The sequence below is a fragment of the Paraburkholderia sp. J7 genome (assembly GCF_905220155.1).
Classification (GTDB): Bacteria; Pseudomonadota; Gammaproteobacteria; order Burkholderiales; family Burkholderiaceae; genus Paraburkholderia.
The window spans coordinates 1-12,892 of the sequence record NZ_CAJMYZ010000012.1; the positions used below are offsets into that span (position 1 = coordinate 1).

General features: G+C 65.1%; 13 protein-coding genes. 3 read left to right on the top strand and 10 right to left on the bottom strand.

What is annotated here, in order from left to right:
• Window positions 1-255, top strand: a 255-nt coding sequence (locus tag U5A58_RS19985; RefSeq protein WP_321962725.1) for a hypothetical protein, incomplete at its 5' end; no start/stop codon positions are given.
• Between the two features lie 27 nt (window positions 256-282).
• Here the strand turns inward: U5A58_RS19985 and U5A58_RS19990 are convergent.
• From U5A58_RS19990 to U5A58_RS20005, 4 genes are all read right to left on the bottom strand, one after another.
• Window positions 283-1,539 (bottom strand): citrate synthase, encoded by a 1,257-nt coding sequence (locus U5A58_RS19990; protein ID WP_321962726.1) that lies wholly within the window; start codon window positions 1,537-1,539, stop codon window positions 283-285.
• A 51-nt stretch (window positions 1,540-1,590) separates the two neighbouring features.
• Complete coding sequence (locus U5A58_RS19995; RefSeq protein WP_321962727.1) at window positions 1,591-1,983, bottom strand: VOC family protein; 393 nt, start codon at window positions 1,981-1,983, stop codon at window positions 1,591-1,593.
• Window positions 1,984-2,012: 29 nt separating this feature from the next.
• Window positions 2,013-3,332 carry an MFS transporter gene (locus tag U5A58_RS20000; RefSeq protein ID WP_321962728.1) on the bottom strand — a complete coding sequence of 440 codons (1,320 nt, stop codon included), beginning with the start codon at window positions 3,330-3,332 and terminating at the stop codon, window positions 2,013-2,015.
• Between the two features lie 71 nt (window positions 3,333-3,403).
• Window positions 3,404-4,162 (bottom strand): SDR family oxidoreductase, encoded by a 759-nt coding sequence (locus tag U5A58_RS20005; RefSeq protein WP_321962729.1) that lies wholly within the window; start codon window positions 4,160-4,162, stop codon window positions 3,404-3,406.
• Window positions 4,163-4,448: 286 nt separating this feature from the next.
• Between U5A58_RS20005 and U5A58_RS20010 the strand changes: the two genes are divergently transcribed.
• The gene (locus tag U5A58_RS20010; RefSeq protein ID WP_321962730.1) at window positions 4,449-5,411 is read left to right on the top strand and encodes a D-glycerate dehydrogenase; all 963 of its coding nucleotides are present in this window, start codon (window positions 4,449-4,451) and stop codon (window positions 5,409-5,411) included.
• A gap of 30 nt (window positions 5,412-5,441) precedes the next feature.
• On the opposite strand, the gene U5A58_RS20015 is transcribed toward U5A58_RS20010, so the two are convergent.
• Entirely contained in the window at window positions 5,442-5,711 is a 270-nt protein-coding gene (locus U5A58_RS20015) for a hypothetical protein (RefSeq protein WP_321915079.1), read from the bottom strand.
• A 363-nt stretch (window positions 5,712-6,074) separates the two neighbouring features.
• Window positions 6,075-6,926: an intradiol ring-cleavage dioxygenase gene (locus tag U5A58_RS20020; protein ID WP_321962731.1), complete on the bottom strand. Its 852-nt coding sequence runs from the start codon at window positions 6,924-6,926 to the stop codon at window positions 6,075-6,077.
• Window positions 6,927-7,074: 148 nt separating this feature from the next.
• On the opposite strand from U5A58_RS20020, the gene U5A58_RS20025 reads away from it, so the two are divergent.
• On the top strand, window positions 7,075-8,199 hold the full coding sequence (locus tag U5A58_RS20025; protein ID WP_321962732.1) for an aromatic ring-hydroxylating dioxygenase subunit alpha: 1,125 nt from the start codon (window positions 7,075-7,077) through the stop codon (window positions 8,197-8,199).
• A 54-nt stretch (window positions 8,200-8,253) separates the two neighbouring features.
• Here U5A58_RS20025 and U5A58_RS20030 read toward each other — a convergent pair whose 3' ends face one another.
• The 4 genes from U5A58_RS20030 to U5A58_RS20045 form a co-directional block, all read right to left on the bottom strand.
• A complete protein-coding gene (locus tag U5A58_RS20030; protein ID WP_321915075.1) occupies window positions 8,254-8,712 on the bottom strand; it encodes a PRC-barrel domain-containing protein in 459 nt (152 codons plus the stop codon).
• A gap of 220 nt (window positions 8,713-8,932) precedes the next feature.
• A complete protein-coding gene (motB, locus tag U5A58_RS20035) occupies window positions 8,933-9,871 on the bottom strand; it encodes a flagellar motor protein MotB (RefSeq protein WP_321962733.1) in 939 nt (312 codons plus the stop codon).
• A gap of 10 nt (window positions 9,872-9,881) precedes the next feature.
• Window positions 9,882-10,751 carry a flagellar motor stator protein MotA gene (gene motA / locus U5A58_RS20040; protein ID WP_321915073.1) on the bottom strand — a complete coding sequence of 290 codons (870 nt, stop codon included), beginning with the start codon at window positions 10,749-10,751 and terminating at the stop codon, window positions 9,882-9,884.
• A 43-nt stretch (window positions 10,752-10,794) separates the two neighbouring features.
• Window positions 10,795-12,747, bottom strand: coding sequence for a putative bifunctional diguanylate cyclase/phosphodiesterase (locus U5A58_RS20045; protein WP_321962734.1), 1,953 nt, complete (start codon window positions 12,745-12,747; stop codon window positions 10,795-10,797).
• Window positions 12,748-12,892: the final 145 nt, after the last annotated feature.

Sequence of the window (12,892 nt, forward strand, 5' to 3'; positions counted from 1 at the left end):
CGAGATGACTGCGGGAATGTCTGGGCCATGGGCGCGTTAATTCTTTCTGGTCGAAGTTGCGCGCAGAGCATACAGCAGCTCGCGACGCGTTGCGAGCCAGCGCACGTCAATATTTCGACGGCATCGCGTGCACGGAAAATTGTGCAAGCGAAACGCACTTTTTTCCAAAGCCAGGTAGCGATTTATCGAGTACGCTTAAGCGCAATATTGCTTTGGATGACTGAATATCAAAAGCGAAAAGAGACGAGCGCGTGAAGGAAGATCAGTCGCCTTGCGCGTTCCTCAGCGCGCCACTGACTTGAAGAGGCGGTTCTTTTCGAGCGTCGCTGCGTCGGGCGTTTTGGCGTTCTCGTCTGCGCTCGCTGCGGCGTTGGCATCTTCGAGCGCGGGCCCGGTGTAGCGTCCGCGCGGACGGATGACCTTGCCCACCCTGAGCTGCTCGATGCAATGCGCGAGCAGTCCCACGCTGCGCGCGGTGGCGAAGAGCGCGAACGAGGCGTCGCGCGGCAGCTTGAGTTGCGCAGCGAGCGTGGCGAGCGCCACGTCGATATTCGGCTTGAGGCCTGTTAGCGCCACGACCTTCTCGATGAAGGAGGCGATCTCCGCGGGTGCGTCCAGCACTTCCAGCAAGGCGTCCGCGCGCGGGTCGCCGTCGGGATAGAGATGGTGTCCAAACCCGGGAATGGGAATGGCCGACTGTAAATGATGGGCAACGACATGCTCCGCGCCGAGCCGCCCCACGTCGTCGAACACCGCGCGCACGCGGCCCGATGCGTCGCCGTGCAGCGGACCGGAGAGCGTGGCGAGTCCCGTAAGCAGGCAGCCCGGCAACGACGCGCCGGTGGACGCCGTGATGCGCGCGGCGAACGCCGAACTGGTGATCTCGTGGTCGGCCACGAGCACCATGGCGCGGCGGATCAACTCCGCGCCCTCGCTGCCCTGGCCCCAGCCTTGCGCGAGGCGCTCGTGAACTGGCGGCGGGGCGGCGTTTGCCGCTGCCTCGCAGCGTGCGCCGAACGCATGAGCAATGACCGCCACGAGCCGGCCGGCTTCCACGTGCAGGGCCGTGTCGGTACGCCCAAGCGTGGAGTGGCCGCGCGCCGCGATGGCCGCAAGCGATGTGAACGCGCATTCGCGACCGCGCTCGTCGCCATGCAGGCGCATGTCGGCGGCTTCGAATGTCACGTCCGCGCGCGCGTTCCAGAGGAGGGTAGCGACGTCTTCGAGCGTGGCCGTTTGCGCCATGGCGATGCTGTCGCGTCCCCGGTAATACGGGCGGCCCTTCGAGAACGTGGTGATGCTGCTGTAGATGCACGGCTCCGCGCCGAAGATCGTGCCCGCGGCGAGCGCCTCGCGCTTGCGGCCCACCTGCTTCTTGCGGCACAGGCTGGCGACGTCTTCGGCGCGGTAGAGGCTCTTGCGCGGGTCGTGCGGATCGGGCATGACCGCGATATTGCCGCGGCTTGCGTAGGCATAGACGGTCTGCGCCTGTACGCCGAGTTGACGGGCGGCTTCAGTCAGGGTGATCCAGTTTGGCATGGCAGGGCAGACGGGGCAGTGCGGAGATTCAGCGGCAATATTGACGGTTTTTCAGCGAAAAGTCATCTCTGCGGGCCGCCGCTCGAGCACTTCGATGAGAATCTCGCCCGGCGCGCGCACGAAGCAGGCGCGCACGCCCGGGCGAATGGGCTTCACCGGTTCGACGATTTCCGCTTCATGGCGCGTGAGATGCGCGAAGGCCGCATCGAGATCGTCCACCACCACGCCGAAATGATCGATGCCTTGCGAGCGTGCCTCACGCGTTCGTTGCGCAGCGCGCTCGCCTGTCAATTGCGTGATGAACAGATTGATCTCGCCGATGCGCAGATCCACGCGGCCCGGCCTGCGTACGATTTCGGCATTCAGGCAACGTTCGAACCACGCGGCGGTGGCCTCCGCATTGGCTGAGCAGAGCTGGAGATGGTCCCACTTGAATTCGATCATGCGTTTTTCGCCCCGTGTGTGTGCGAGTGTCAGAGTTCGATGCGCGAGAGCTTGCCGAGCAGCAGCGAATACGAGAGTGTGCCGAGCAGGCAGATCGCGCCCATGAGGTTGAGCGCCCAGTAGAAGTGCCCGGTGTGTTGCGTGATATAGCCGATCATGAGCGGCGTGGTAACGCCTGCAATGTTCGCGGCAAGACTCGTGATACTGCTCGTGAGGCCCACGTATTGACGCGGCGCGATTTCCGAAACGGCGGCCCACGACATGGAGCCAATGCCCTGCGCGAAGAAGGCCACGGTGAGAATGGCGATCACGATCTCGTTCGACTCGACGAAATTCACTAGCACGATCGAAGCGCCCAGCATCGTGCCGATGATGAGCGGCGCCTTGCGCGCAGCCGAGATCGACACGCCGCGCCGGATAAAGAAGTCTGAGAGGAAGCCCGCCGAGAGAATGCCAATCGTCGCGCCAATGAACGGCATGGCCTGAAAAATGCCCACCTTGATCATCGACATATGGCGCGCTTCGATCAGGTACGTCATGAACCACGTCGTGAAGAAAACAAGCAGCGTGTTGTTGCAGAACTTGCCAAGGCAAATGGCGAGGATCTGGCGGTAGCTGAGCAGCTTGAGCGCCATGCGCCAGTCGAACTTCTCGCGCGGTTTGCGCGCGGCGGGCGCCGCACCCTCGTTGATGTATTGAAGCTCCGCGGCATTGACCGAGCGGTGCTTGTGCGGATCGCGATACATGCGATACCAGACCATGCTGAAGAGAATGCCGAAGCCGCCCGTCACGAAGAACACGGTGCGCCAGCCATAGGCCGAGGAAATCCACAGCAGCAGGCCCGTGAAGAGCGGTGTGCCCACGTATTGCCCCATCACGTACACGCTCGTGGCGAAGCCGCGTTCCTGCACGGGAAACCACAACGTGACGGCGCGCGTGTTCGAGGGGAATGCCGGGGCTTCGAGCGCGCCCATGGTGAGGCGCGAGCCGAGCAGCATGTGATAGCCGCTCGCAAAACCCTGCGTGAGCGTGGCGATCGACCAGCCCACGAGCGAGAGCGCATAGGCCACGCGCGAGCCGAGCACGTCGGTGAGAATGCCGCCTGGCAGGAGCGCGATCGAGTAGGCGAGGCCGAACGCCGCGAACAGTTCGCCCATCTGCATCTTGTTGAGCGCGAGATCTTTCGAAAGGCCGGGTGCCACGATGCCCAATGCCGAGCGGTCGACGAAGTTGAGCACGGTCGCCACGAGCAGCATCGAGAGCACGAAGTACCGTACCCGGGTGCGCTTTGCACTATTCGCGTAGGCCGGAGCTTGGGCGGGTAAAACCTGTTCCTCTGCGACTTTCATCGGTGTCTCCAATATCAGTTCTGACGCCTGCTTTTTTTATGTTGGGCGTTCAAATCGGGCGGGGCGCTGCGCTATCCCCGGCCGACAAACGGCATGGCGCTCGCCATGATCGTCATGTTGAGCACGTTGGCTTCGAGCGGCAGGCTCGCCATGTGCACGACCGCATTTGCGACGTGCGCGACGTCCATGCGCGCTTCGGGCGCGAGGCGTCCGTCGGCCTGCAGCACGCCTTTGTTCATGCGCTCGGTGAGCGACGTGGCTGCGTTGCCGATGTCGATCTGGCTGCACGCGATGTTGTACGCGCGGCCGTCCAGCGCGATCGATTTGGTGATGCCCGTTACGGCGTGCTTCGTGGCCGAGTAGGCGATGGTGTGCGGGCGCGGCGAATGCGCGGAGATCGAGCCGTTGTTGATGATGCGCCCACCTTGCGGCGACTGCGCTTTCATGAGCCGGTACGCGGCGCGCGCGCACAGAAATACGCCGGTGAGATTGGTTGCGACCACATCGTTCCAGAAGTCGGTCTCGTAGTCTTCCAGCGGCACGGCGCCCGCGTTGCGGCCTGCATTGTTGAACAGCACGTCGAGACGGCCGAAGGTCTGCGCGATTTGCGCGAACGCGTGCTCGACCGATTCTGCCTGGGTCACATCTGCGGAAAACACGTGGGCGTCTGCCCCCTCGTTGCCGATCCGTTCCTTCGTCTCCAGCAGCGGTTCGATCCGGCGGCCGATTAGCGCAACGGCGAACCCGGCGTTGGCGAGCGCCACGGCGGTGGCGCGGCCGATGCCGGAACCAGCGCCCGTCACGGCGGCGAACTTTTTCGATGCAGGCATTTCGCGTCCTCTTCCCGATTCCATTGAACACGGGAAAAGAATTGCATTCGCGTGAGGCGCGCAGCAATCTTGATTCGTTGAATCAACATCTGGGGCCTTGATATCTGGGCGCCGGATCAGGGTTTTCCTGATGCGCGGATCGCGTAAGGCGCCGCGTACACACGCGCTGAAGCGAATACAGGGCCACAGCGCCCGCCAGAACTTGATTCGCCGAATCAACATTGACCGGCCGGCAGACGCTTTCGTAGTCTCTCGACGTCTGTTCATACCCAAAGGGGAAAACACCATGCCGGAAAATCAACGCGTGAGGCTTCTGATCGCGCGAAAAGTGCCCGCCGCTGTGGCGCAACGCGCTGTGGCCGAATTCCATGCCTTCGTGACCGACGCCGATATGGACGCGTGGTCCGTGGTCGACTTCTGCAAGCAGCACGAGGTGCCGGCTGTGCTGATCGGCAAGAAGTCGGGCTTGCAGGCCGAACACATTGCCGCGCTGCCTGCCTGCGTGAAAATCATCGCCAACGCGAGTGCGGGCGTCGATCACCTCGATGTGGCCGCTGCCCGCGATCGCGGCATAGTGGTAACGAACGCGCCCGACGCCTTGACCGAATGCACCGCCGACTTCTCCATGTTGCTCATGCTGGCAGCATGCCGGCGTGCATCGGAGTACGAACGGATCATGCGCAGCGGCTGGGGCAAGTCGTTCGGCATGACCGACATGCTGGGCACGCGCGTGAATGGCAAGACGCTGGGCATTGTGGGCTTTGGCCGTATTGGCCGGGCGGTGGCGAAGCGCGCGCTCGGCTTCGGCATGCGCGTGATCTACACCGATATCAATCGTGCTGCGCCTTCCCTGGAAAACGGCGCGACTTATTACGCGAGCTTCCAGGAGATGCTGCCGCATTGCGAAGTGCTCACGCTGCACGTGCCGGGCGGCGGCGCGCCCCTGATGACGAAAAAGGAATTTGAGCGCTTGCCGAAGGGCGCGGTATTCGTCAACGCGGCGCGCGGCGGCCTCGTGGATGAAGATGCGCTTTACGACGCCCTGACCTCGGGACACCTGTTCGGCGCGGGTCTCGACGTGCATCGCAACGAGCCCAATGTCGACCAGCGCTTTGCCAGCCTCGACAACGTCTTTCTCACGCCGCACATGGCGAGCGCCACGGTGCAAACGCGCGACCAGATGGGCTTTACGGCGCTCGATAACGTGGCCGCGGTGCTCGACGGGCGGCCCGCGTTGAATCGCGTTTGAGGACGGTGGGCGCGGCCCGCGAACGCCGTATTAGCTGCGCCCGGAGTGCTTGAAGCGCTTGAGCACGACCATGCACAGGGCCGGCAGATGCACGACGCCCATGCCGCAAGCGATCACCGCCCACGGCGGCGCGAACGTTCCGGCCATCATGCCGCCGATCACGCCGAAGCACAGGCCCCCCAGCAACAGCGTGGCGTGGGCGACGATGCGCTTCGGCCCTCGCTCGGTGAAGCGCGGAATGTTCGCGTGGACATACACCACGATCAGCAGGGCGACGGTGGCAACGGCGGGGAACAGCATGGTCGGATCCTCGATTCCAGCAACGATGACGGGAGGCGGGCGTCTCTAGCGCGCCTTCAAAATCTTCGACTGTAGTGGAGGATTGCCGTTGCGTCGATGGCTTATGGTTTAGCGCTAGCACCAAACCACGCTGTCGTACGCCACCGTGCGGCGATACACGTTCTTGCCGCGCCAGCTGGAAAACTCCATATACGCGCATTCCAGCACCAGAATCCAGTTCGTGACCCGCATCGCCGCCCCCAAGGTGTTCCCGGTTGTTCGTTCGACTGTTCGTTCGACTGCAGGATCAGTCTATGACCTGGGCGCGGCGGACAATGCGGCGAGCAGGGCGCGATATTGCGTCCAGTTCGCGGCATTGCTGAATCAGGCGTGCGGCGCGAGCGGCATCAGCACGAAATCGAACGTTGAGCGCCAGGGCGTGACGCTGTCCGCCACGCGCTCATACGGCGCGACGAGCGACGCCTTCACGCCGAACACGGCGTCCGACTGCAGGTATGGATCGTCGCCCACGAAGGTATACGTGACCACCTTCTGGAAGCCCGGCGCGGTGATGAGGAAATGCATGTGCGCGGGCCGGTACGGGTGCCGGCCGAGGCTTGCGAGCATCTTGCCCACCGGGCCGTCGTGCGGGATCGGGTACGACACCGGCTTGATGCCGACGAAGCGGTACGCGCCGTTCGCGCCGGTCGTGAAGATGCCGCGGTTGTTCCATTTGGGCTGTACGCCGGGCTGCTGCACGTCGTAGTAGCCGTCGGCGTTGTCGGACCACACGTCGATGCGCGCGCCCTCCACCGGGCGGCCTTCGAGATCGAGCACGCGGCCCTCGAACAGGCAGGGCTCGCCTTTGCCGTCGGCGGTGATGCACGCGCCCATCTCGCGCTCGGGCGCGCCGGCCACGTGGAATGGGCCGAACACCGTGTTTTCGGTGGCGGCGGTAGGGCGACGGTTGTTGATGGCATCGACGAGCATGGAAAACCCTAGCGTGTCCGAGAGCAGGATGAACTCCTGGCGCTCGGCGCTGCAAAGCTGGCCGGCCGTGGTCAGGAAGTCGATGGCGGTTTCCCATTCCGGCTGCGTGAGTTGCACTTCTTTCGCGAACGCGTGCAGGTGACGCACGAGCGCGCTCATCACCTCGCGCAGACGCTCGTCGGCGTTTTCGCCAATACGCGCATTGACAGCCTCGGCGGAGGCGGCTTCGCTGAAGAACTGGGTCATGGTTAGCGGTTACCTGTAGGGTTGCCCGGAGTTGTCAGGCGATGGCGGCATCGAAGCCGCGCCGTAACGGCACGTATTGTGCGCCTGTCGCCATCGGGACCCCAAATCTGGTCCAATTGGCGCATTCGATTCTCTGCTTCGATCTGACATGCTGAAAAACCTCTGGTACGTCGTGGCCGCCGCCGCGGATTTGCGCGAGCAGTTGCTGCCGGTCACGCTGCTCGGTCACCGCTTCGTCGCGTTTCGCGACGCACAGGGCCGCGCGCAGTTGCTCTCCGATATCTGCGTGCATCGCGGCGCTTCGCTCGCGGCCGGCCGCCGCGTGAACGGCGAGGTCCAGTGCCCGTACCACGGCTGGCGCTATGGCGGCGACGGCGTGTGCACGCACATTCCCGCGCAGCCGCAGGCGCGCATTCCGGCGCGAGCGCGCGTGGACCGCTACCCCGTGGTCGAGCGTCATGGCTGGGTCTGGGCGTTCGTGGGCGACCTGCCCGAAGAGGAGCGGCCGCCGCTGCCCGATCTCGCCTGGGCCGACGACCCGAATGTGCGCGTCGTATACGGCACTTACGCGTGGGAGGCGAACTGGGAACGCGTGATCGAGAACGGACTCGATTTCGCGCACGCGCCGTTCGTGCACGGCAGTTCGTTCGGCGCGCCCGACCGCCCCGAAATCGACGCAGTCAACGTGAGCGCCAACGCCTGGAGCGGCCACGCGCGGCTCGTGATGCGGCGGCCCGTGCGCAAGGGCTGGCTGCGCCGCATGCCTACGGGCGAACATGTCGACGTGGTCACGCAAACGGGCTTTCACCTGAGCGGCCCGTGCGCGACGCTCGAACTGACGCTCGCCAATGGGTGGCGCATCCATATCGCGTCGGCGCATGTGCCGGTGGATGCGGGGCGCACGCAGACGTTCTGGATGATGGGCCGCAGCTTCCTGCGCAATCCGCTTTTCGACGGGCGTTTTCGCGCGCGCAATCTGCGCATTTTCGAGGAAGACCACGCCGTGCTCCGGCGCATCCGGCCGGTTCGCGTGCCGGAGAGCTGGCAGAGCGAGGTGTCGGTGAAATCGGATGCCTTGCAGATCGCGTTCAGACAACGCGTGCGGGCGCTGGCGGAGGGCGGGTGGAATGTGCCCGAGGCGGAGCAGGCGAGCCGCGTGGCCACGGTGATTGCCTGCCCCATGCGGCGCATGGTCAACACGTGGGCACTGGAGGCCACCGGCGCTGCCAAGGCAGAGCAAACGGCGGAAAACGCCGGGACATCGCGGCGCTGAACGACCGCGTGCGGCTCCGAACGCCTGCTTGCCGTTCGGAGCCGGGCAGGAAGCTCAGTGGCGCGGCGTCACCGGCTCGACCGCTGCCCAGTACGGCTCGGCGCCGTAATACGCGTGCAGCGTGCTGCCCCAGCTTGCGTCGGCCATGGCAGGCCAGCTGTCCCGGTCGAAGCCCGGCGCTTCCTTCACGCGCTCGGACGACACGTTGAGCAGAAAGCACTTGCGGCTCGTGTCGAGCATGAGCGCGCTCCAGGGGATGGCGAGCAGCTTGTCGCCAATGCCGAGAAAGCCGCCGCTCGACATCACCACGTAGGCCACGCGGCCGCTCTGCACGTCGAGCATGATCTCCTTGATCTTGCCGACTTCCTGGCCGTCCGAACTCAGCACGCGGTCGCTGTCGAGCGTGCTGGCTGCCATCACGTCGGGGCCGGGCCCCGCTGCGCTTACGCGGCCCTTGCCGACGATGCGCGCGCCATTACCGGTTGGCATGGGCGGAGGAATGAAGGTGGGCATGATGGTCTCCAGATATCAGGGGAACAACGTTGAGTCCGGCCAGACTCCCGACGATTCCCGTGTGAGGCGGCAGGCGATGCCGCAGCGGTTCTGGCCGCTTGCTGGGAGATACAGCAAGCGGCGTACCGCGCTGTGCCCGTCGATTCGATGCGCCGGGGCGAGGCGCATTGGGGGCATTCCTGCCTGTTTGGAGACCTGTGCTGGCCGCGCCGCGGAAGCGTTACGACGCGGGCGTGGCGCCCTTCTGCGGCGGTTCGACGCCGTAGCGTTTTGCTTGTTCGAAGAACGCGCGCTCGGCGGCCTTGCTCATCACCAGAATGCTGATGCGGCGGTTCAGCGGGCTGTCCGCCGTGTCTTGGTCGAGCGGCAGAACATCGGCGAGACCGCGCACCTGGAGCAATTTCTCCTCGCTCAGATGGCCGGCCACGAGCGCGCGGCGCGCGGCGTTCGCGCGCTCGCTGGAAAGCTCCCAGTTCGAGTAGCCCGCCAGGCCCCCCGAGTAGGGCACCGAGTCGGTGTGCCCCGCGATCGACACGCCGCTGTCCACGCCGTTGAGCGCGCTGCCGATCTGCACGAGGATCTCGTACGCGTAGTCTTCGAGCTTCGCGCTGCCGGTTGCGAACATGGGGCGCTTGAGCGAGTCGACCAGCTCGATGCGCAGGCCTTCGTCCGTGATCGACATGCGGATCTGGTCGCGGTACGCGCGCAATTCCGGCTTGCGCTCGATGAGCGCCGAGAGTTTTTCCTTCAGCTGCGAAAGACGCGACTTGTCGAGCGCTTCCACTGGCACGGCGTGCGAGAGCGTGGTCTGCGCGTTCGAGCCGCCCACGGCGGGCGTCTTGCTGGAGAGGTCGCGGCCACCGCCTTGCACCACGCTCGGGTTGGGATTCGCTGCAGCGGGTGTGCTGCCGAGCATGGCCGAAAGCGGCGTGTTGAAGTACTTCTCGATGCCGTCGCGGTCGTATTGCGAGGTTGAACCGAGCAGCCACATCAAGAGGAAAAACGCCATCATTGCGGTCACGAAGTCGGCATAGGCAATCTTCCATGCCCCGCCGTGATGGCCCTCGTGGCCGCCTTTTTTCACGCGGCGCACCACCAGGGTGACCTTGCTGCCTTCGGTGTCGCGCGCGGCGCGCGAGCCTGGAGTGCGTTCTGGCATATCGGGACTCCTAAGCGGCCTTTGGCGTTTTGGTGGCGCGCACCGCCTCGTCGAGCTCCTGGAAGCTCGGGCGGTCGGACGTGAAGAGCACCTTGCGGCCGAACTCCACGGCCACGGGCGGCGCGTACCCGGCTAGCGACGCGAGCAGCACGGCCTTCACGCACTGGAACGGCTTGCTGGCGGCGCGGCCCTTGGCGTTGAGCAGGTCGGCAATTGGGCCGACGAAGCCGTAGGCGAGCAGAATGCCGAGGAACGTACCGACGAGCGCGCCTGCGATCATCTCGCCGAGCACGGCGGGCGGCTTGCCGACCGACCCCATGGTGTGCACCACACCCATCACGGCCGCCACGATGCCGAAGGCGGGCAGGCCGTCGGCCATCTTCTGGATGGCGTTGGGCGCGATCGACACTTCGGAGTGGTGCGTGTCGAGTTCCTCGTCCATAAGGTCCTGCATTTCCATGGGGTTCACGTTGCCGCTCGACATCATGCGCAGATAGTCGACGATGAAGTCGAGCAGATGATGGTCGGAGAGTACACGCGCGTACTTCTGGAAAATCGGGCTGTTCTCGGGCGCCTCGATGTCGGCTTCGAGCGCCATCATGCCTTCCTTGCGCGCCTTTTGCAGCAACTCGTAGAGGAGGGCGATCAGCTCCAGGTATTGCGCCTTCGTGTAGCCGCCGCCCTTGAAACAGGTGGGCAGCGCCTTGAGCGTCTTGCCGAGCGTGGCCGTGGGATTGCTCACCACGAACGCGCCCAGCGCCGCGCCGAAAATACACAGGAGTTCGAACGGTTGAACGAGCGCGGGCAGGTGGCCCCCCACGCCCACGAAGCTCCCGATCACCGATCCGAGCACGACTATCCAGCCAATTGCGACAAACATGATGTCTACCTTTTCTTTTTCAAAGTAATACGGGTCAATCCATTCAGGCCGGCTCGACAACACGCTTCAGACGCGCCTCGTTCGCCGCACGATCCACGTTCAGCAAAGCATCGATTTCACGCGCCGCCATCGCCTTGCCGAAGAAATAGCCCTGCGCGTAGTCGCAGCCCTTGGCCGCCAGCGTGCGCGCGAGTTCCGCGGTCTCTACGCCCTCGGCCACCGTGCTCATGCCGAGGTTCGTGGAGAGCGCGATGATCGCGTCGACGATCTTGGCGCTCTCGTCGCACGAAGCCATGGAGAGCACGAAGGAGCGGTCGATCTTCAGCTTGTCCACCTTCAGTTCGCGTAAGTGCTGCAGGCTCGAATAGCCGGTGCCGAAGTCGTCGAGCGACATGCGCAGCCCCGCGTTGCGGAAGTCCGCGAGCACGGCGCGCGCCGCGTCGAAGTCGTACATGAGCGCCGATTCGGTAATCTCGATCTCCATGCGCTCGGGCGGCATGCCCTCGTCGGCGAGGATCGTGAGTAGCAGCGCCGCGAGTTGCGTGTCCTTGAACTGCGCGGGTGAGAGATTGAGCGCGAGGTGATAGCGCGAGGGCCAGCCCAGTGCGTCGCGGCACGCGCGCCGCAAGATCGAAGCGGTGAACGCGGGCGAAATGCCCATCTGCTCGATGAGCGGCACGAACACCTCGGGCGAGATCCAGCCGCGCTGCTCGTGGTGCCAGCGCGCGAGAATCTCGAAGCCCGTGGTCTGGCCGTCGGCGAGACGCACGAGCGGTTGGTAGAACGGACGAATATCGCCGCCCGCGAGCGCGCGGCGCAAGTCCGATTCGAGCGAGGCCTGCAGGCGCAGTTCGTCGTCCATCTTTTGCTCGAAGAAGCGGTAGGTGCCCTTGCCTTCGCACTTGGCGCGATACATGGCGATATCGGCGGCGCGCAACAGCGCGTCGGGGTCGCCGCCGTCGCGCGGGCAGCACGCAATGCCAATGCTCGCGTCCACGTTGATGCGCAGCTTGCCGATATCGATGGGCGCGCGCGTAGCGGCGAGCAGGCGCTGCGCGAGTTCGCTCGCGGCCTCGATGTGGTCGTCGCGATGCACGCGGGCGAGCACGGCGAATTCGTCGCCGCCCAGACGCGCGACCGTGTCGCCGTCGCGCACCACGCGGCGCAGGCGCGCTGCGATCTCGCATAGCACCGTGTCGCCCGCGGCGTGGCCGTGAAAGTCGTTCACGGGCTTGAAGCGGTCGAGGTCGATCACGAACACGAGGTAATCGGGCGAGCGGTGCTGCGTGCGCTCGAGCGCCGCGCTCATTTCCGCCGCGAGCAGGCGCCGGTTGGGCAGGCCCGTGAGCGGATCGTGGCGCGCGAGCGCCTGGGCGTGCGCCTCGGCGGCGCGCGTGGCCTCATGGGCGATATGCAGCTCGCGAGACTTTTCGCACAACGTATCGAAGGCATGCGCCATCGCGCCGATCTCGTCGGTGCGGTTCATGTCGGGCAATGCGCGCATGTCTTCGCCGTGCGCAAGGCGCACGAGCGAATCGGTCAAGGTCTGCAGCGGGCGCAGCAGCGTGCGTTCGAGGTAGTGCAGCAGCACGAGGCCAAAGGCGAGCGTGGCGAGCGCGATCGCCAGGGCCGCTTCGAGCGTGTGATGCACGCGCAGGATGCCGTGCTGGACCTGACTGTGCAGCCGCTCGGCGGCAAGCTCGCGAGGCGAAGCGGAAACGGCTTGCCGATGCGGTGCTTCGGTCTCCTGCGCAGTGCTTTCGTCGTGCCAGGTGGTATCCACGCGTTCGAAAGCCTGGCCAAACGCAATCAGCTGGCTTGCCAGCAGCGTGGTTTGCGTGGCGAACAAGGCAAAAAACAGTCCGATGAAGAACTTCGTGCGGGCGCGGATCGAGGCGCGCAGCGTAGCGCGCGTACGGACGATCCAGGGAAGCGCTGCCCCGCGTTTGAGTGCGGAGGTGGGATCGGGCATGGCCGCCACGGTTTCCTGATTCATGCTTCGATGTCCGTGTGGCGTTAGATTCTGCGCGTGCGCGCCTGCGCCGCGAGGCGGCGAACGGCGTAGTGACGTGACGTGCCGGTATGTGCGTGAGCGCGGCGCAATGGAGCACGGTGCGCACGGGGCGCCGCGCTCATGCGCG

What these genes read in the sequence shown, in the direction of transcription:
- U5A58_RS20015 (WP_321915079.1), bottom strand. Translation starts at nt 5,711, where the DNA reads ATGCTGTTCCCCGCCGTTGCCACCGTCGCCCTGCTGATCGTGGTGTAT.
- U5A58_RS19995 (WP_321962727.1), bottom strand. Translation starts at nt 1,983, where the DNA reads ATGATCGAATTCAAGTGGGACCATCTCCAGCTCTGCTCAGCCAATGCG.
- U5A58_RS20025 (WP_321962732.1), top strand. Translation starts at nt 7,075, where the DNA reads ATGCTGAAAAACCTCTGGTACGTCGTGGCCGCCGCCGCGGATTTGCGC.
- U5A58_RS19990 (WP_321962726.1), bottom strand. Translation starts at nt 1,539, where the DNA reads ATGCCAAACTGGATCACCCTGACTGAAGCCGCCCGTCAACTCGGCGTA.
- U5A58_RS20020 (WP_321962731.1), bottom strand. Translation starts at nt 6,926, where the DNA reads ATGACCCAGTTCTTCAGCGAAGCCGCCTCCGCCGAGGCTGTCAATGCG.
- U5A58_RS20000 (WP_321962728.1), bottom strand. Translation starts at nt 3,332, where the DNA reads ATGAAAGTCGCAGAGGAACAGGTTTTACCCGCCCAAGCTCCGGCCTAC.
- motB (WP_321962733.1), bottom strand. Translation starts at nt 9,871, where the DNA reads ATGCCAGAACGCACTCCAGGCTCGCGCGCCGCGCGCGACACCGAAGGC.
- U5A58_RS20005 (WP_321962729.1), bottom strand. Translation starts at nt 4,162, where the DNA reads ATGCCTGCATCGAAAAAGTTCGCCGCCGTGACGGGCGCTGGTTCCGGC.
- motA (WP_321915073.1), bottom strand. Translation starts at nt 10,751, where the DNA reads ATGTTTGTCGCAATTGGCTGGATAGTCGTGCTCGGATCGGTGATCGGG.
- U5A58_RS20030 (WP_321915075.1), bottom strand. Translation starts at nt 8,712, where the DNA reads ATGCCCACCTTCATTCCTCCGCCCATGCCAACCGGTAATGGCGCGCGC.
- U5A58_RS20045 (WP_321962734.1), bottom strand. Translation starts at nt 12,747, where the DNA reads ATGAATCAGGAAACCGTGGCGGCCATGCCCGATCCCACCTCCGCACTC.
- U5A58_RS20010 (WP_321962730.1), top strand. Translation starts at nt 4,449, where the DNA reads ATGCCGGAAAATCAACGCGTGAGGCTTCTGATCGCGCGAAAAGTGCCC.